Origin of the sequence: Rhizobium tibeticum, assembly GCF_900110205.1 — a bacterium.
In the GTDB taxonomy this organism is placed as follows: domain Bacteria; phylum Pseudomonadota; class Alphaproteobacteria; order Rhizobiales; family Rhizobiaceae; genus Rhizobium; species Rhizobium tibeticum.
The window spans coordinates 1-16,364 of sequence record NZ_FOCV01000010.1; the positions used below are offsets into that span (position 1 = coordinate 1).

The 16,364-nt window shown below is 60.3% G+C and carries 16 protein-coding genes and 1 pseudogene; 3 read left to right on the forward strand and 14 right to left on the reverse strand.

Annotated features, from left to right (window positions below; all coding sequences use genetic code 11):
* Positions 1-511: 511 nt before the first annotated feature.
* From nadC to BSG20_RS38825, 6 genes and pseudogenes are all read right to left on the reverse strand, one after another.
* The gene (gene nadC, locus BSG20_RS12645) at positions 512-1,363 is read right to left on the reverse strand and encodes a carboxylating nicotinate-nucleotide diphosphorylase (protein ID WP_177309838.1); all 852 of its coding nucleotides are present in this window, start codon (positions 1,361-1,363) and stop codon (positions 512-514) included.
* 1 nt (position 1,364) lies between these two features.
* The gene (locus BSG20_RS12650) at positions 1,365-2,903 is read right to left on the reverse strand and encodes an L-aspartate oxidase (RefSeq protein WP_072375703.1); all 1,539 of its coding nucleotides are present in this window, start codon (positions 2,901-2,903) and stop codon (positions 1,365-1,367) included.
* Positions 2,900-3,871, reverse strand: coding sequence for a quinolinate synthase NadA (nadA, locus tag BSG20_RS12655; protein ID WP_072375705.1), 972 nt, complete (start codon positions 3,869-3,871; stop codon positions 2,900-2,902). Before nadA ends, BSG20_RS12650 begins: the two co-directional genes overlap by 4 nt.
* A gap of 69 nt (positions 3,872-3,940) precedes the next feature.
* Positions 3,941-4,843 carry an NUDIX hydrolase gene (locus BSG20_RS12660; RefSeq protein WP_072376021.1) on the reverse strand — a complete coding sequence of 301 codons (903 nt, stop codon included), beginning with the start codon at positions 4,841-4,843 and terminating at the stop codon, positions 3,941-3,943.
* Positions 4,844-4,940: 97 nt separating this feature from the next.
* Positions 4,941-5,203: pseudogene (locus tag BSG20_RS12665) on the reverse strand (hypothetical protein); the annotation flags it as partial.
* Positions 5,204-5,327: 124 nt separating this feature from the next.
* The gene (locus tag BSG20_RS38825) at positions 5,328-5,630 is read right to left on the reverse strand and encodes a hypothetical protein (protein WP_420884117.1); all 303 of its coding nucleotides are present in this window, start codon (positions 5,628-5,630) and stop codon (positions 5,328-5,330) included.
* A gap of 66 nt (positions 5,631-5,696) precedes the next feature.
* On the opposite strand from BSG20_RS38825, the gene BSG20_RS12675 reads away from it, so the two are divergent.
* Positions 5,697-6,086 (forward strand): helix-turn-helix domain-containing protein, encoded by a 390-nt coding sequence (locus BSG20_RS12675; protein WP_072375709.1) that lies wholly within the window; start codon positions 5,697-5,699, stop codon positions 6,084-6,086.
* A 30-nt stretch (positions 6,087-6,116) separates the two neighbouring features.
* Here the strand turns inward: BSG20_RS12675 and BSG20_RS12680 are convergent, their stop codons facing one another.
* From BSG20_RS12680 to BSG20_RS12700, 6 genes are all read right to left on the reverse strand, one after another.
* Positions 6,117-6,386, reverse strand: coding sequence for a hypothetical protein (locus BSG20_RS12680; RefSeq protein WP_072375711.1), 270 nt, complete (start codon positions 6,384-6,386; stop codon positions 6,117-6,119).
* Positions 6,387-6,454: 68 nt separating this feature from the next.
* On the reverse strand, positions 6,455-7,201 hold the full coding sequence (locus BSG20_RS12685) for a TfuA-like protein (RefSeq protein ID WP_072375713.1): 747 nt from the start codon (positions 7,199-7,201) through the stop codon (positions 6,455-6,457).
* Positions 7,198-8,457, reverse strand: a complete 1,260-nt coding sequence (locus tag BSG20_RS12690; RefSeq protein WP_072375715.1) for a YcaO-like family protein — start codon at positions 8,455-8,457, stop codon at positions 7,198-7,200. Before BSG20_RS12690 ends, BSG20_RS12685 begins: the two co-directional genes overlap by 4 nt.
* 12 nt (positions 8,458-8,469) lie before the next feature.
* Complete coding sequence (locus BSG20_RS38380) at positions 8,470-8,601, reverse strand: hypothetical protein (RefSeq protein ID WP_280142187.1); 132 nt, start codon at positions 8,599-8,601, stop codon at positions 8,470-8,472.
* 125 nt (positions 8,602-8,726) lie between these two features.
* Positions 8,727-10,673 (reverse strand): AfsR/SARP family transcriptional regulator, encoded by a 1,947-nt coding sequence (locus BSG20_RS12695; RefSeq protein ID WP_072376023.1) that lies wholly within the window; start codon positions 10,671-10,673, stop codon positions 8,727-8,729.
* Positions 10,674-10,914: 241 nt separating this feature from the next.
* Positions 10,915-11,955, reverse strand: coding sequence for a glutamine synthetase beta-grasp domain-containing protein (locus BSG20_RS12700; RefSeq protein ID WP_072375717.1), 1,041 nt, complete (start codon positions 11,953-11,955; stop codon positions 10,915-10,917).
* Between the two features lie 493 nt (positions 11,956-12,448).
* On the opposite strand from BSG20_RS12700, the gene BSG20_RS12705 reads away from it, so the two are divergent.
* Together BSG20_RS12705 and BSG20_RS12710 are read left to right on the forward strand one after the other, a co-directional pair.
* Positions 12,449-12,649: a DUF2735 domain-containing protein gene (locus BSG20_RS12705; protein WP_072375719.1), complete on the forward strand. Its 201-nt coding sequence runs from the start codon at positions 12,449-12,451 to the stop codon at positions 12,647-12,649.
* A 210-nt stretch (positions 12,650-12,859) separates the two neighbouring features.
* A complete protein-coding gene (locus BSG20_RS12710; RefSeq protein WP_072375721.1) occupies positions 12,860-14,071 on the forward strand; it encodes a TIGR03862 family flavoprotein in 1,212 nt (403 codons plus the stop codon).
* Positions 14,072-14,411: 340 nt separating this feature from the next.
* Here BSG20_RS12710 and panB read toward each other — a convergent pair whose 3' ends face one another.
* Both panB and panC read right to left on the reverse strand, forming a co-directional pair.
* The gene (gene panB, locus BSG20_RS12715; RefSeq protein ID WP_072375723.1) at positions 14,412-15,233 is read right to left on the reverse strand and encodes a 3-methyl-2-oxobutanoate hydroxymethyltransferase; all 822 of its coding nucleotides are present in this window, start codon (positions 15,231-15,233) and stop codon (positions 14,412-14,414) included.
* On the reverse strand, positions 15,233-16,108 hold the full coding sequence (panC, locus tag BSG20_RS12720) for a pantoate--beta-alanine ligase (RefSeq protein ID WP_072375725.1): 876 nt from the start codon (positions 16,106-16,108) through the stop codon (positions 15,233-15,235). The genes panB and panC overlap by 1 nt, the downstream gene beginning before the upstream one ends.
* Positions 16,109-16,364 lie beyond the last annotated feature (256 nt).

Consider the following 16,364-nt stretch of genomic DNA (forward strand, 5'->3'; position numbering starts at 1 on the left):
CAGTCGAGAGCCCGTATCTCATCATATCGGGGAGCAGCCACCTTCCAAGATCGCGATCGGATCCAGAGGGGCCTCGTGCCCGCGATTACACCATGGATGTCCGTCTTCGGGAGTGAGGTGGCTCGCCCTAGACTGTTCTTCCGGCTTCATGTGGGCAATTGCATGGGAGACACGACAGATCACGTCACAACAGCCGCAGGCTCACGAGTTCAGGCATTGGCGGAGGCGGGACAACGGCAGGGGAACGCCCGTTCGCCGCTTTGTGGCGAACTTCCGCGACAAAGATCTGTCTCGATGCAAAACTGGTGAGAACATCACCTTCACAGGCTACCTGGAACGTCAGGGGACCACACCCGCTGTCGAAGGTAGCCGCTGATGTAGCGCCATAGAGCAGCGGTTACCTCCACCAACGGTGCGGATCGACGTACATCGACAGGCTGGCGACGCGCATCTATCGGCTCACGTGGCTGACGCGTCGCGAACATATTGAGGCACTTGCCAACAGTATCAGTCAGCCTGGCACATCGAGACCGATATCCAATGTCGGGGCGCTGTGCGTGCACCAGCCAACTGAAACGAGATCGACGCCCGAGGCCGCGATTGCAGCGACCGTCGAAGGCGTTACCCGGCCCGAGGCCTCGGTGATTGCGCAGCCATTGACGATCGCGACCGCTTCGCGCAGCTGCGCCGGCGTCATATTGTCGAGCAAGACTGCGTCGACATCCTCCTGCAGCGCATCACGTAGCTGCTCGAGCGTATCCACTTCGACCTCAATCTTGACCATGTGTCCGACGCCGGCGCGGGCCCGACGGATCGCCTCGGCCACGCCGCCGGCAATCGCGACGTGATTGTCCTTAATCAGGACGGCATCATGGAGCGCAAACCGATGGTTCATGCCGCCGCCGGCGCGAACCGCGTATTTTTCCAGAGCGCGCAGTCCGGGAGTCGTCTTGCGCGTGCAGGCAATCGATGCCTTCGTACCCCTTACCGCCTCGACCAGACTTGCCGTCACGGTCGCGATGCCCGAGAGGTGGCCTAGAAAATTGAGCGCGGTGCGCTCGCCGGTCAGCAAGCCGCGCGATGGTCCGTTGATCGTGGCAATGGAGTCACCCGGCCTGACTTGGGAACCTTCCTCTATTTGCCGAACCACGTGGATTGCAGGGTCGACGAGATGGAAGGCGAGCTCGGCGGCATCGAGACCGGCAATGACACCCGCCTGCCGCGCCACCATGACCAGCGACGAGCGATGATCTGCCGGGACAACCGCGGCCGAGGTGATGTCGCCGGCAAGGCCGAGATCTTCGAGGAGGGCGGCGCGCACCAGCGGTTCGATGACAAGTCGCGGCAAAGGGGCAAGGGACATATCAGGCACTCCGGGCAAAAGAATGAGTGTCGGCACGCGCGACATTAAGCACATCAACGAGCGTCATGAAGCGGCGTTCGGCGACAGCCAGCTTCAATGGGAAATCGGTGCGTGCATGCGCGCCGCGGCTTTCCTTGCGCAGCATTGCAAAGACGGCAATCGTCAAAGCAACAATCGCCGGATCGGCAGCGGGACCACCGTTTTCGGCGACTGGCAACAGGGTGGCGACCGCCCCTTGGAGAGCACCGGCATTGCGCAGCACGCCGAGGTGACGCGATACGAGCGCACGCACGGCCGAAGCATCCGGCGCTGGCACAGATGGCACCCGCCGCACCGACCGAACGGGACCCGCCGAGGTCGCGCTGATGCCACCGGCAGCCCGCAGGCCGAGGGCAGCTGCCTCAAGCAAAGAGTTGCTGGCCAGCCGATTGGCGCCATGCAGCCCGGTTGAGGCCGCCTCGCCGACCACCCACAGGCCTGCAACCGAGCTGCGTCCCGTCAAATCGGTCGCAACTCCACCCATGTGATAGTGAACGGCAGGGCGCACCGGTATGACATCGCTTGTCGGGTCGATGCCAGCCTCACGGCATAGCGCGTGGATCGTTGGAAAGCGGGAGGCGAAACGACCGCGGAGCGCACAACGAGCGTCCAAGAAGACCCGCCGTCCTTGCGAAAGCTCTGCGCTGATGGCGCGCGCAACGACATCGCGCGGCGCGAGTTCCTCTCCATCGATGCCGGACATGAAGCGCTCGCCTCTGTCATTGACGAGGATGGCGCCCTCGCCGCGCACCGCCTCACTGACAAGCGCCAGCGGCGCTCGGGCAGAATCGAGGCCGGTCGGATGAAACTGCACGAATTCCATGTCGGCAAGGCTTGCGCCTGCCCTTGCCGCCATCGCAAGTCCCTGGCCGAAATTGCACATGGGATTGGTCGACGCGTCATAGAGCCCGCCGATGCCGCCCGTCGCCAACACCACCCTGTTGGTCACGAGGGTGGCGAGTTGCGCTCCTCGAGAGACGGTCAGACCGCTGATCGAACCGTCATGGGTCAGGAGCGAACGCACCTCGGTTGCATCGAGCACCGTGATCGAGGGCGTCTTGGCGACCGCGGCAAGGAGAGCGGCGATGATCGCGGCGCCCGATCCGTCTCCTGATGCATGCACGATGCGTCGGCGCGAATGGGCAGCTTCCAGACCAAGCACGAGGCGCCCTGCGCCATCTCTGTCAAACGAGACGCCGGCACGCTCCAGGGCGGTGATGACGGCGGGGCCATCGGCGATGATCTCAGATGCGGCTTGCGCATCGCACAGACCGTCGCCGGCAGCAAGCGTGTCGGAAAGGTGCAGATGAGCGCTGTCATCGTCGCCAAGACTTGCGGCAATCCCGCCTTGCGCCCAAGCACTCGAGGTCTGCGCACCAATGGCGCCGCGGGTGACGAGCACGACCGGCTGCGGTGCCAGCGTCAGCGCCGTCATCAGACCGGCCAGACCGCTTCCAACGACGACAACCTGCCCGCTGAACGCGTCAAGACGCTCGGTCATATCGCAAGCATCCGCTCGACGGCACGCCGGGCAGCAACGGCAATGTCGGGGTCGACCGTGACCTCGTGGCGATTTTCCTCCAGGGCCGCGCGGATGTTGGCGAGTGTAATCCGCTTCATATGCGGGCAAAGGTTGCAGGGACGAATGAACTCGACATCGGGGTAATGCACCGCGACGTTGTCGCTCATCGAGCACTCGGTGAGGAGCACGACCCGGGCTGGCCGCTTCTGCCCGACGAAATCGGACATCACCGCAGTCGATCCGGCAAAGTCCGCCTCGGCCACGACATCCGGCGGACATTCGGGGTGTGCCAGCACCGTCACGCCGGGATAGTTTTCGCGCAGTTGCTTGACGTCATCGGCCGTGAACAGTTCATGGACCTCGCAATGACCATGCCAGGCAAGCACCTCGACCTTCGTTTCGCGCGCGACGTTGCGGGCGAGATATTCGTCCGGAATCATCAGCACACGCGGCACGCCGAGCGACTCGACGACCTGTTTGGCGTTTCCTGATGTGCAGCAAATGTCCGATGCCGCCTTCACCGCCGCCGAGGTATTCACATAGGTGATGACGGGCACACCGGGATGGGCTTGGCGCAGCAGCGCCACATCCTGCGGCGTGATCGAATCCGCCAGAGAGCAACCCGCCCCCATGTCCGGTATGAGCACCGTCTTTTCCGGATTGAGGAGCTTGGCTGTCTCGGCCATGAAATGCACGCCGGCGAGAACAATGACGTCGGCATCCACATCGATCGCCTTGCGGGCGAGTGCCAGGCTGTCGCCAACGATATCGGCCACCCCGTGGTAGATTTCCGGCGTCTGGTAGTTGTGTGCCAGGATGACGGCATTGCGCCGGCGCTTCAGCTCGAGGATCGCCTCGACGTCATCGGCAAACGACATCCACTCGGCTTCGGGAATGACGCGACGAACACGCTCATAGAGCGAGGACATGGAAACGCGGTGGTTCATGGTTGACTCCTCGTTATGCTCTATCTGAGCATATCATTCGCCCATAGATATTCTCACGATGAGCATATGTCAATTACGAGAGAGTGGTAATTTCGATCCGGCGAGGGCGCGTTCTTCGAGGACGACATGCCGGTAGCGAAACAGCTTTGCGGGCCGCCCGCCCGTTTCGCTCGTCGTCTCGCCAGTCTCCTCGACCAATTCCTGCTGTTCGATCAACCGGCGGAAATTCTGCTTGTGCAGCGTCAGTCCGGCCAGCGCTTCGACGCTGCGCTGCAATTGCAGCAAGGTGAAGCTCTCCGGCATCAGCTCAAAGACGACTGGACGGTATTTGATCTTCGCACGCAATCTTGCAATGCCCGTCGCAAGGATGCGCCGATGGTCGGCGAACATCGCCCGGCCCGGATTGGTTTCGACCGGGCAGCCGGCCTCTGTCACGATGCCCGCTTCGTAGAGCAGTTCATAGCGTTGCAACACCAGATCCTCATTCCACGCGGCCTCGCGGAGCCCGAAAGCGAAATTCGCCCGGCGTAACCGCTCGTTCTGGCGGACGGGATCGCGCTCGGCCCACGCGACAAGACGCGTTACGATCCCATCGAGGATCGCCGGTCGCCCAGCGCGCCAGTCTTCCCAGGGGAAATAGCTGTACCAACCATGCCAGCCGGGTCGGCCGCCGCCCGGCGTCGCCTGCTCACGGACCAGACCGAGATAGCTGATCGAAATCGTCCTGCCGCCCAGGATCTCGTTGTTTCGGTCGCGGTCGGCAAAGGTGTAGAGTTGCTCCAGATAGCCGACGGGATGGCCTGTCTGCTCCTGAACCCACTCGCGCAGACCGCTCTGCAAGGTGCGGTGCCCCATTTCGAAAGGACCGGACGGAAGCGCGTCGCCCGATCGGATCGTCATGACACGCGGTTCGCCGCCCGTCACCGCCACGAGTACGGCTATCAATTCGGCATGGGCAAACCCGATCGTCACGGCGGCCACGAATCCATTCTATCGACGGCTCAATCTCTGGCACAGCAAACCGCCGCGTGAAAGCACCCCGGGGCATGACCACGGCAAATTGCTGACACTAGCGCAGGAACTGCCGGAAGCGTTTCAGCGCAAAATAGAAGAAGATGGCGCCGAGCGCAAAGAGCGCTGCAAGCTGCGGCCATACCACACTCAGGCCGGCCCCGCGGAACAGCGCCGCCTGGGATAGAATCACGAAATGCGTGTTGGGCGCCGCCAGCATGATGGTCTGAATGATCTTGGGCATACTCTCGCGCGGCGTCGTGCCGCCCGACAGCAACTGCAGCGAGACCAGCACGAGCTCAGGAGAAACCCAAGCTGCGGGGCTTCGAGCTGCCCGGGTATCCATTTGGGCGAACACCTGCCCGCCTCAACGAAATCGCCCTCGTTGACAAGAATGTCCTGAATGCGGCCGGCAGTCTTTGTCGAGATATCGATCTCGGCGGCCTCAATGCGCCCATTTACCGCCGGCAATACCATCAGGGAGACCATTATCGGTGAATTTCAGCCAAGCATAATACCCCCGGCCTCGATAATGGAGAGTAACGCAAGCAAAAGCCAGCTCTTCGTCGACATCAGGACCTCTCAACTCGGAGCGAATGGCCGACCACGATCTATGGTTGCTTTCAACCATAACAGCGATTTGACGGTGCAAATAATTACTATTCAAACGGATAATCGAATCTTCAATATGTTGAGCCCAGGCGCTCTGTACGCGATAAAAACGAATCAACACAATTGATCCGATCAATTATCTCCGTTAGGTTGATTGCTGGCATAATAGTCGCGCAACAACCGGCGTTGGAAGGAGAGAGCCATGAAAGATGGACCCCATGCAGTTGATATTCACGTCGGGAAGACGATCCGCATAAAGCGTCTGATGCGTAAAGTATCGCAGACCGAACTTGGCGATCGGGTCGGCGTTACGTTCCAGCAGATTCAAAAATACGAAAAAGGCGCCAATCGCGTTTCGGCGAGCATGCTGGTCGAAATCGCCGGCGCTCTCGATGTCGATGTCCGGTCTTTCTTCGAGGACGTCAGCACGGCGAACGACAATCCGACGCCCAGCGAGGAATTCGTTGTTTCGCGCGATGGCGTTCTGCTCAACGCCGCCTTCCTGTCGATCAAGAACGAGGCGGTTCGCAAGAAGATCGTAAAGCTCGTGCAGGCAATTGCCGGCATGGAGCAACTGGACGACGCCGAGTAACAGCACGGTCCGAACGTCCCGGCCTGATCGTCAATGGCAATCGAGAAGCACAAGGTTCTCGCTGGCATCCTTCATCGCGACCTGCGTCTTGGTGCCGATCAGCTTTTCGAGATTGACATCGAGTTCTCGCTCGGGGTCGATGCCGTCCCAATCGATGACGACCTGAAGAAGAGCCATATTGGTCAAGTGCGTCAGATTATGGAGCTTGAGCCTTTGGGCTTCATCCTTTGCGGCCGAGAGCAACCGGAAGATTCTGGCATACTCGCTACCCGTTCCCTCGTCCCTCGTCAGAATGTTCATTGCCACCGCCTTCTCTGCTGATGAGCGCCTTCTCGGCTTCAACGAGATCCCATCATTCAGGTCCAGCGTTACTCGAGCGTTACAGGCGTGACAGCCGCTGTGACTTCCGCCCGCAAATGCTCCCAGTGAGAGGTCGCAGCGAAGCCCCAGTCACGCTCCTGAGCGGCAAACTCCACGTCCTGCAGATATTGCAAGACGAGTTCGGCATCCTGACGCTTGCGCTCGATCTTTCGCGATCGAACTATCCGCAGGATCTCCTTGGCGCGGCCGTCCTTGGGGAAAGCGCAGCCTTCGACAACCTTGGGATAGGTGCGCTTTGAAAAGTGGAGCAAGCGGCCAGCAAGCAACAGCATCTTGTGTTCTGCAAGCGAGACCGCGCCCGTCCGGTACAGGTCATCGATCGTCGGCTGAAAATCCACCCAGGGGATGGAGAGGGGAAGCCAGCCGAGCTCTTCGGGTGCATGCACGAGCGCCACAGCCTCATCGTCGATCAGGCGACCTTGCGCATAGTCCTCGTAGATCGAGCCAAGACCGACCATGCCGAACGCCGCGCATTCGGCCGCGCGAAGCGCACCCATGCTGGCGCCGCCGACGACAACGACATTGTGCTGCAATGCGTAGAGGATTTCCTTATGCCATACCGAAGGCACTTCCCCGAAGTAGCCATCGACAATCCCGATCGCGCGCGCACCGTCCTGCACGGCTTGCAATATGTCACCGCGCGCAGCCGGCCCACGAAAATGGATCGACGGGTTTCCCGCGCGAAGCGTGCCGATGTCAGCTCCGAAGCTCGGCCCTGCGAAGATGACCTTCATTGCATTGCTCCCTGCATGGCGTTGACGGCGCGCAACCCGAGTTGAATGTATTCGCCGCTGACATCCACTTCGAGACCGGGCACGATCATGCGAACGACCGAGACCGGCAGGCGCGGATGGGGAAGCGGTACGGCCACCACCTGATCGATACCTCTCGACGCTAAGCGATCGAGAATCTGCGAGATGTTTTCCTGAATGGTGCGCCGCGAAGGTTCGAAAGAGAATGTGGGAGCGGCTGACGTCTCATCGCAGAGATTGATGAGCTCCTGCATCGGACCGCCGTCGTCGAGCCTCTGGTAAAGACGCGGCGAAAAGTCGTCACGACTGCCGGCAATTGCTGTCAAGCGGCTCTGCGCTGCCTCGGTGATGGCGCGCAGGGCTGCACGAACCGGATCAGGATGGCATCCACATCCGCCACAAACATGGGTCCAACGCGCATCTACGCGGTCCCCGAGATTGCCGGGAATGATGACGGCGAGAAAGCTGGGGACGCCAATATCGGTCGTCATGTCGAGCAGCAGCAGACGCATTCCCGCGCGCTCGATGCGATCGACAATGATATCGAGGACGGGGTCGGCGAATGCATTCGGATCAATCCGCGCGCCGCGCAGTTGCTCATATGGGCGCAACTGCGTCAGCGCCCAGGCGTCGCGTTCGACCAGTTCGCAAAGCCCGTGAAGCACGGCTTCTGCCGGCCGGTTTCCAGATGCGAGACCATCGCTCGACTGCTCGAAACCCGATGGCCGGACGCCCCGATGGTCGAGGCCGACGAGCGGCCAGGGTACGAAGACCGGACGGTTGGAGATGATGTCCAGGCCTTCGCCCCAGGCAATTGGCTCGGAACCAATCTCGGAAGGAACGCAGCGCGCCACTGAATCGAGGTCGATCATCGGCGCATGCTCAGCCCTCATACCGGCCAGAGTGGCAATCACAAGATCGCTCGGCTGGTTTTCCGCAACGCGTGTCTCAACGGCCTCCATCGCCGCCGAGGTCATTGCCGCCTCTTCGTCGATGCCCTTCCCCTGGAAGACGGAAAGCGTGTAGCTGTTGGGTCGCGTGGCAAAGGCTACGGGGATCTCAAGAAGGTCTAGTGCGGTGAGCAGCCCCACCCGCGTAATACCAAGTTCCTTGAAATGCGGCTTGATGGCCGCGAATGTCTGTCCAGGCGCCAGCGAGCGGTCGTGGTAGCTGTTGATAGCCGCCGATGAGAAGCTGAGATCTTGCGCCAGGCGCTCGAGTGCGGTCTGAACAGACATTCGCATGATTCCTCAACGGAACTTCAGGGCGTGAACGATGTTTGCCGTGGCGTTCGTGTCGAGCTGCACGGCCTCCTGCTTCAGGACGGCCTGAGCGGCGGCCGAAAGGCGGACTGCAACTGGCTTGATCTGAACCGTCGTCATTGTGTCATCTCCTTGCTGGAAGCAGCATTGTGCTGCGGACAGCGAGAAGATGCCCCGGCGGGCGTTATTTCGGCGTGACCGAGACTCGCGCTAAGAAGGAGGTGAAACGCTGAAGTTGTATCGCTTCAGGACAATCCGGCCATGCGAAGGCCGTCAATCAGCTGACGGGTGTCGTCCGGATTGCGATCCGGCACGAATTGCCAGACATCATCGGTTCGGAAATCAGGGAAATTCTCGAGGACGATGGAGGCATAGCGCGCCGCGGTTCTAAGATCGCCGTTCTTTGCATGAGCCGCGGCCAACAAACGCGAGGTTGCGGGACGGTCCTTGACACGATCCAGGACCTCGATCGCCTTCGCGTAATTTTCCTGGACGAAATGAATGCCGCCAAGATTCCAATAGTAGTAATCCGGCGGCAGCGGATTGAGCTTGAGTGCCGCCAAACTCAACTCCAGTGCCCGATCACTCTGTCCGTCATGCAACAGCGCATCCGCATAATCGGCGAGGATGTCGGCGTCATTCGGGTTGAGCATCTGTGCCTCGGCAAAGAAATCGAGGCTGTCGGCGAAGCGGCGGCGGTAAAGGGCCACGAAGCCCAACTCGCGCATCGCCCGGCCACTGTTGGGGTCGCTGTCGCGCGCAAGCCAGGCCGAGCGGTCGGCGTCCTCGAGTAATTGCGTGTCCTTCATTCCGCGCACCAGCCATTCCATGCCAAGCACGCGTGCCATTCCAGCGTGCGCGGACGAGAATTTGTCATGGCGTGCAAGCGCTGATTTGAACCATTTGCGGGCCTGGCGCAGGTGCTGAAGATCAGTCTTCGAAACGAGACGCTTTCCTTCAAGGTATAAGCGATAGGCCGACGGATTGACGTCGTGCGTCATATCCAGCAGCTCGCGGCGCTCGATCGTATCGGCGAGCGTCATCACGATACGCCGCGCAAGCTGCCCGAAGGACTGATTGACCTTCTGCATCGCAAGAGGCAGGTCGATCGCCCACAGCACCTCGGCTGTCGAAGTCTTCGTCAAACGGCAGGTCGAATAAATGTCTTCCTCGCGACCATGGATCGTGACGTATACAGTATAGTCAAACCGCAGTTCAGGTGGCGTTGGCGCAGGAATGGCGCCTGTAAGACTGCGATTGACGATTTCCAGACTGGTATGGGCGGCAATAACCTTGAAGCCGCGCTGCTGGCTCAGCCCGATCGTCACCTCTTCCAGCAAGGCGCGCCCCACGCGCTGCAGCACCGGATCCGACAAGATCGTATCCGGCGGCAGAATGAGGACGCGGGGCTGCCCGACCGGGTCGGTGGACGCGTTGCCTGATACGGCAATGGCGGAATTGGCCAGCATGGCGGGTGCGATGACCCCAAGTTCGTGAGCGAGTGCCTGCGTCACCGCATCGGGTTCCGCACCGTAGTCGGTCTTCAGCTCACTGCGGCAGCGGAAATATGCCTGGCGCGCTGCCGCAAGATCTCCGGCCTCGACGTGCCTTTTCATCAGCGCCCTGCAAGCGACCTCGTTTGCAGGATCGGCCTCAATGAGCAACCCTGCGAGGAAGAGGATATCGCCAGACGTCCGCTTCTCCGGCGTTTCAAGCAGCGCAATGATATGTGCCTCGCGGCGCTCAGCGATGCGCTGCCTTTCCACGCCGACGCGCTCTTCGGCTTCAATTGTTGGCGCTTTGAACCCCTCGACAAGATCACCGCGAAGCAAATCCCATGCAGGACGTGGCAACGGAGCGGCGGCATTGCTCAAGACGAGGACGTCAGCTTCCCACCCCTTGTCGTTAAACGCGACATGGGTCTTGGTCGCCTTGATGAGGCGCGGCATACCATCAGGAACGCTGCGATCGATACGAGCAAGAAGCTGGCGCAAGCTCCCGGCCCGCTGTTTGGACTGGTCCGATTGCCACAGGATGGCGCGCAGGATTTCGCGGTCCATGGAATATTGCGGCGCAGTCACCAGGAAGGCGAGCAGCGCATAGGCTTTCTCCGGCAAGGCAATCTCATGCCCTTCTGCGAAAAGCACGGGCGTTCCGAGTAGGCGCAGGACGTAGCTCTGTTTGCCTGTCACGGGCAACTCGCGATTGGAGGATCCGCCATGAGTATAGGACCAAACAATCACAACGCAAAAGGATTATGCTTGTTCGGTTGAAGTTTTCAACCGCTGGCTGATTTTGGTGGATGACTGCGGCGAACGCATGCCGACCCGAAGGCTGTTTCGGTGGAAATGTCAGCGTCAACTAGACCAATAACAAGAAAAATGGCGCCGATCAGTCGATCGGCGCCATCATATGCAACGCGGAATTGGTAACTTAGGCAGCTGCCGAAGCAAAACCGGCGGTCGGAACTTCCGAGATCGTCTTTAGAACCTGCGAAGCGATCTGGTAGGGGCAACCTTGAGAATTCGGGCGACGATCTTCCAGGTAACCGCGATAGTCGTTCTTGACGAAGGAGTGCGGAACGCGGATCGAGGCACCACGATCGGCAACACCGTAGGAGAACTTGTTCCACGGAGCCGTTTCATGCTTGCCGGTCAGGCGCTTGTCGTTGTCCGGGCCGTAAACGTTGATGTGGTCCATCAGGTTCTTGTCGAACTGCGCCATCAGAGCTTCGAAATAAGCCTTGCCGCCGACTTCGCGCATGAACTTGGTCGAGAAGTTGCAGTGCATGCCCGAACCGTTCCAGTCGGTATCGCCGAGCGGCTTGCAGTGATACTCGATGTCGATGCCGTACTTTTCCGTGAGGCGCTGCAGCAGGTAGCGTGCCATCCAGATCTGGTCGGCGGCCTTCTTTGAGCCCTTGCCGAAAATCTGGAACTCCCACTGACCCTTGGCCACTTCGGCGTTGATGCCTTCATGATTGATGCCGGCTGCGAGGCACAGGTCGAGGTGCTCTTCAACGATCTCGCGGGCAATCGAGCCGACGTTCGAGTAGCCGACGCCGGTGTAGTACGGGCCCTGCGGAGCCGGGTAGCCGCTTTCGGGGAAGCCGAGCGGACGACCGTTCTCGTAAAAGAAGTATTCCTGCTCGAAGCCGAACCAGGCGTCCTCGTCGTCGAGGATGGTGGCGCGGCTGTTGGACTGATGCGGGGTGACGCCATCCGGCATCATGACTTCGCACATGACGAGAACGCCGTTTGTGCGAGCCGGGTCCGGATAGAGCGCGACGGGCTTTAGCACGCAATCGGAGCTGCGGCCTTCTGCCTGCATCGTCGACGAACCGTCGAAGCCCCAGAGCGGAAGCTGCTCAAGCGTCGGAAAAGCGTCGAATTCCTTGATCTGCGTCTTGCCGCGGAGATTTGGTACCGGGGTGTACCCATCGAGCCAGATGTACTCGAGCTTATACTTGGTCATTTGCGATTCTCTCAAACATAAATCGTGAGCAAATCCTCACGCGGATCCGACCGTTGCGACGACCGGACCGCGAAGGGATGCCAAACCATATGCACGTTGCGTGCCAGTTTATGAGCGATGCCGTCGCGAGCAATTTGGGATCGTCTGATAGAGCCGTAGGGCAGGTTTGGCCGGCGGCACTTGCGGAGCGCGGAACTAACAGCGGACTCAATCAGTTAGTCGCCGGAGGAATTTGTTGTACGTGAGTTTCCAAGGGCCAGTGAAAGCCGACCAAGGCGCGCGACATTTTTTCGCAAGTCAACTACACTGATTATTATTTATGCAGATGATTATCTTTTATACTCGATGAGATTCTGTTTCAAATGACAGCAGATTTAAGTGCCCATAATTGCAACAAATATTGCACTTTTTTCAATCAGATCGCGCAAATCCTGTGCAAAGCTGCTATGGTGATGACAACGTCCTCGGGCGTGGATGAACAAGGAGGCATTGAATGGCCATTGGTGTGCATCACGAGACGGCAAAGATTTACGCCTTTCCCAAGCGCTTCGCTGCGACAGAGCGTCGCCCGGCGGTTGATATTGAACGGGATATTACCCCGTCCGTCTACGAAAGTTGCTGGTATCACGACGAGGCGATCAAAGAAGCCGCAGAGCCAGCACAGCCGAAGTTCACACCCCGCATTGTGGATTGATCTTTCCTCTGATCGTGCCGTCACCATGGTGACGGCGTATAAATTCCGGGTTCGACGGCCTTGTCTGCTCGGAGAGTGGGCGCCCGGAACAATATGCACATAGCACCTTTAAACCCGAGCGCCGGGCTCCGAACCCCACGACGACACTCTTGCACATGGCGCTTTCGCGGGCCATGAGAGGCCTTCGATATCGATCCTGGGCGATTTTTGATGGTCAAAAAGCAAATCGCGATCCTCGGCGGCGGCCCGGCAGGCCTGACGGCTGCCGAAAGCCTGTCATCGCTCGGGCACGTGGTCACGGTCTATGAAGCCATGCCGACGGTTGCACGGAAACTTCTCCTTGCCGGCAAGTCCGGGCTGAACATTACCCATTCCGAGGATTACGACCGCTTCGCGTCACGCTTCGGCGCGTCGAACGCCCGCCTCCGCGAAGCGCTCGATGGCTTCGAGCCGTCCGAGGTTAGGGCCTGGGCGGCGGGACTCGGTGCCGAAACATTCGTGGGATCCTCGGGGCGGGTGTTTCCGACGGCAATGAAAGCTTCGCCGCTTCTTCGCGCCTGGCTGCGAAGACTTGAGGCACAGGGCGTTCGGATCCTGACACGGCATCGCTGGCTGGGATTTTCGGACGGGGGCTACGTGATCGCAACGCCCGAGGGTACACATGTGATCCAGCCGGACGCGGCCCTGCTGGCGCTTGGCGGGAAGAGCTGGCCTCGGCTCGGCTCCGATGCCGGCTGGCTGCCTTGGCTCAGAGAGAAAGGCATCGCAGTCGATGACTTTCAGCCCGCCAATTGCGGCTTCGATGTGGATTGGAGCGACCATCTGCGGCGGGGGTTTTCCGGTGAACCGGTCAAATCGGTCACGGCGACCTCGACAGCCGGTACCATTCCAGGAGAATTCGTCGTCACCCGGCATGGCATCGAAGGCAGCCTCGTCTACGCTCACGCTGCCGCGTTGAGGAGGAGCTTAGCGGCCGGGCAAACCACAACCCTTGACGTCGACTTGACGCCGGGACGCGCACAGGATCGCATCGCCCGTGAGCTTGGAAAGCAAGATCCGAAAGCTAGTTTGTCAAACCGGCTTCGAAAGGCTGCCGGCATCGACGGTGTGAAGGTGGCTCTTCTACGTGAACTCGCAGGTTCCGCGAACCTCGGCGACCCTCATCAATTGGCCGGTCTAATCAAGGCGCTGCCGATCCCCGTTCAAAGACCCCGCCCGATCGCCGAGGCGATTTCCTCGGCAGGCGGCGTCATATGGGATGAAATTGATCGGAGCTACATGCTGAAGGCGCTGCCCGGCCTCTTCGTCGCCGGTGAGATGATCGATTGGGAAGCACCGACCGGCGGCTATCTCTTGACGGCATGCTTCGCCAGCGGGCGTGCCGCCGCCCTTGGGATCGAGGCCTGGCTCAGCAGGGCCTAAAGGTCGGCTATCAACGTCCGACATCACAGATGTGGTGGCTGCCCGCCTAAGGGCCGCGTCCTCGCTTGGAAGAGCACTCAAGCAGACGCGCAGGCACAATTTTCGCCCACCTTCCCGACAGTGGGCCATCACGGAGCACTGCCCCATGAGATCGATCAGGCGATGGAGCGGCCCTTTTTGCCCTCGATGATATGGCAGGACTGAGATTGAAGGCCGGCGTCTGCTTGCTGAAGTGTCGCGGCTTGCCAGTGACATCGACGTGGTCATGATCAACCACCCGGCTTCCCGCCCACAAGGGCGGATCATGCTCGTCACTGCAATCCGGCCTGAGGAGCGAGCCCTACCGCTTCGGTTGAAACGTATGCTCCTTGGCCGGAAATTGGCCAGTTCGGACCTCCTCGGCGTAGGCCTCAGCGGCTTGAGAGACGAGCGGGCCCAGATTAGCAAACCGTTTGACGAAACGCGGCATGAAGTCGTTGAAAAGACCGAGCATGTCGTCCGACACCAGCACCTGCCCGTCGCAGGCAGGCGACGCGCCAATGCCGATGGTTGGCACGCCAAGCGAAGCAGTGATGTCGCGGGCAACGGGTTCGACAGTTCCCTCGACAACAACCGCAAAGGCACCGGCCTCGGCGACGGCCAGAGCATCGCGTCGAATCTTCGCCGCCTCCTCATCTGAGTGTCCGAGCGAGCGAAAGCCACCGGCCGTGTTGACAAGCTGCGGCATGAGCCCAACGTGAGCGAAAACTGGAACCCCTCTTGCGGTCAGGAAGGCGATCGTCGCCGCCATTTCCTCCCCGCCCTCCAGCTTGACGCCATCGCAGCCGGTCTCCTGCATCAGCCGCACGGCGCTGCGAAACGCCTGTTCCTTTGATTCCTGGTAACTGCCGAAGGGAAGATCAACGATGACGCAGGCATGCGACGCGCCGCGCATGACGGCACGGCCATGGGCAACCATCATGTCGAGGGTCACTCCAACCGTCGTTTCCATGCCGTAAAGCACCATGCCGAGAGAATCGCCGACAAGGAGAAGGTCGCAGTGGGGATCGAGCAGGCGGGCGATCGGCGTCGTGTAGGCCGTCAGGCAGACGACGCGGTCCTTGCCCTTCATCGCTCGGATCGAGGCCGTTGTCAGCCGCTTCTGCTTGCTATGGGTGCTCACTATGCCGCCCTCGAATTCTTGATTGATTTGAGCCCGATGACCCTATTGTCGAGAAGCCGAGTGGTGCCGATGCGCACAAAAAGTGCGACAAGCGCAGACACCGATTGCAGCGAAGACAAGCGCTCAAGGGTTTCAGGATGGCGTACGGCGACCACTTCGGGTGTGGCGAGCGGCTCTGCTGCGATGAACTGCCTCAACGCGGCCTCCAATTCTTCGGGGCTATCGCAGCCCTTCGCATAGAGCCGCTCGGCTTCTGCCAGGGCATTTGGCACGACAACGGCCGCGGCCCGTTCCCGCGCGCTGAGGTAGACATTGCGCGACGAGCAAGCAAGCCCGTCGGCTTCTCGCACAGTCGGCACGGCAACGATGCCAACCGGTAGAGCGAGATCCTCGGTCATCCGCTTGATCAGCGCCACTTGCTGGTAGTCCTTCTCGCCAAAATAGGCGCGATCGGGCTGCACGAGGTTGAAAAGTTTCGTGACGACGGTCGCCACACCCGCGAAATGTCCCGGCCGGACCTCCCCTTCGAGCTTGTTTGCGAGCGTTGGAACATCGACAAGCGTCAGCATCGGTCGTGGATACATTTCGCTGACCTCGGGTGCAAACAGGACATCAACGCCGGCAGCCTCGAGCATTGCGCTGTCACGCGCCAGATCACGCGGGTACTGGGTCAGGTCTTCATTGGCGCCGAACTGCAGCGGGTTGACGAAGATCGATACAACGCTCACTTCGTTTTCGGCGCGCGCGCGCGCGACCAACTCCATGTGACCGACATGCAGGAATCCCATGGTCGGCACAAAGCCGATCGTCTTGCCGTTACGCCGATAAGCGCGAAGCTGATCACGCAATTCTGCGATCGTACGGATCGTGCGCATAAAACCTCCTCCGAATTCCCCGAAGCCTGAGCGCAGGCCGGACAAATGGTGGCGGATAGAACGCGATTTGACGAAATGCGTCAACGCGACTGCGCGATTATAACGATTAAGCAGGAGGCTGGGCATGTGTATTCTTCGTATTTCGGTAACGGCCCCTCAGCCTTCGCAGTTGAGCAGGCTGACTTTATCGCTCTTTCATGCGAATCGGCGTCAGTGTTGATGATCTGCAACGCCACATCGGATGCGGGATCCGTTG

What these genes read in the sequence shown, in the direction of transcription:
- BSG20_RS12705 (WP_072375719.1), top strand. Translation starts at nt 12,449, where the DNA reads ATGGCCATTGGTGTGCATCACGAGACGGCAAAGATTTACGCCTTTCCC.
- BSG20_RS12675 (WP_072375709.1), top strand. Translation starts at nt 5,697, where the DNA reads ATGAAAGATGGACCCCATGCAGTTGATATTCACGTCGGGAAGACGATC.
- nadC (WP_177309838.1), bottom strand. Translation starts at nt 1,363, where the DNA reads ATGTCCCTTGCCCCTTTGCCGCGACTTGTCATCGAACCGCTGGTGCGC.
- BSG20_RS12700 (WP_072375717.1), bottom strand. Translation starts at nt 11,955, where the DNA reads ATGACCAAGTATAAGCTCGAGTACATCTGGCTCGATGGGTACACCCCG.
- BSG20_RS38380 (WP_280142187.1), bottom strand. Translation starts at nt 8,601, where the DNA reads ATGACGACGGTTCAGATCAAGCCAGTTGCAGTCCGCCTTTCGGCCGCC.
- panC (WP_072375725.1), bottom strand. Translation starts at nt 16,108, where the DNA reads ATGCGCACGATCCGTACGATCGCAGAATTGCGTGATCAGCTTCGCGCT.
- BSG20_RS12680 (WP_072375711.1), bottom strand. Translation starts at nt 6,386, where the DNA reads ATGAACATTCTGACGAGGGACGAGGGAACGGGTAGCGAGTATGCCAGA.
- BSG20_RS12650 (WP_072375703.1), bottom strand. Translation starts at nt 2,903, where the DNA reads ATGACCGAGCGTCTTGACGCGTTCAGCGGGCAGGTTGTCGTCGTTGGA.
- nadA (WP_072375705.1), bottom strand. Translation starts at nt 3,871, where the DNA reads ATGAACCACCGCGTTTCCATGTCCTCGCTCTATGAGCGTGTTCGTCGC.
- BSG20_RS12710 (WP_072375721.1), top strand. Translation starts at nt 12,860, where the DNA reads ATGGTCAAAAAGCAAATCGCGATCCTCGGCGGCGGCCCGGCAGGCCTG.
- BSG20_RS12690 (WP_072375715.1), bottom strand. Translation starts at nt 8,457, where the DNA reads ATGTCTGTTCAGACCGCACTCGAGCGCCTGGCGCAAGATCTCAGCTTC.
- BSG20_RS12685 (WP_072375713.1), bottom strand. Translation starts at nt 7,201, where the DNA reads ATGAAGGTCATCTTCGCAGGGCCGAGCTTCGGAGCTGACATCGGCACG.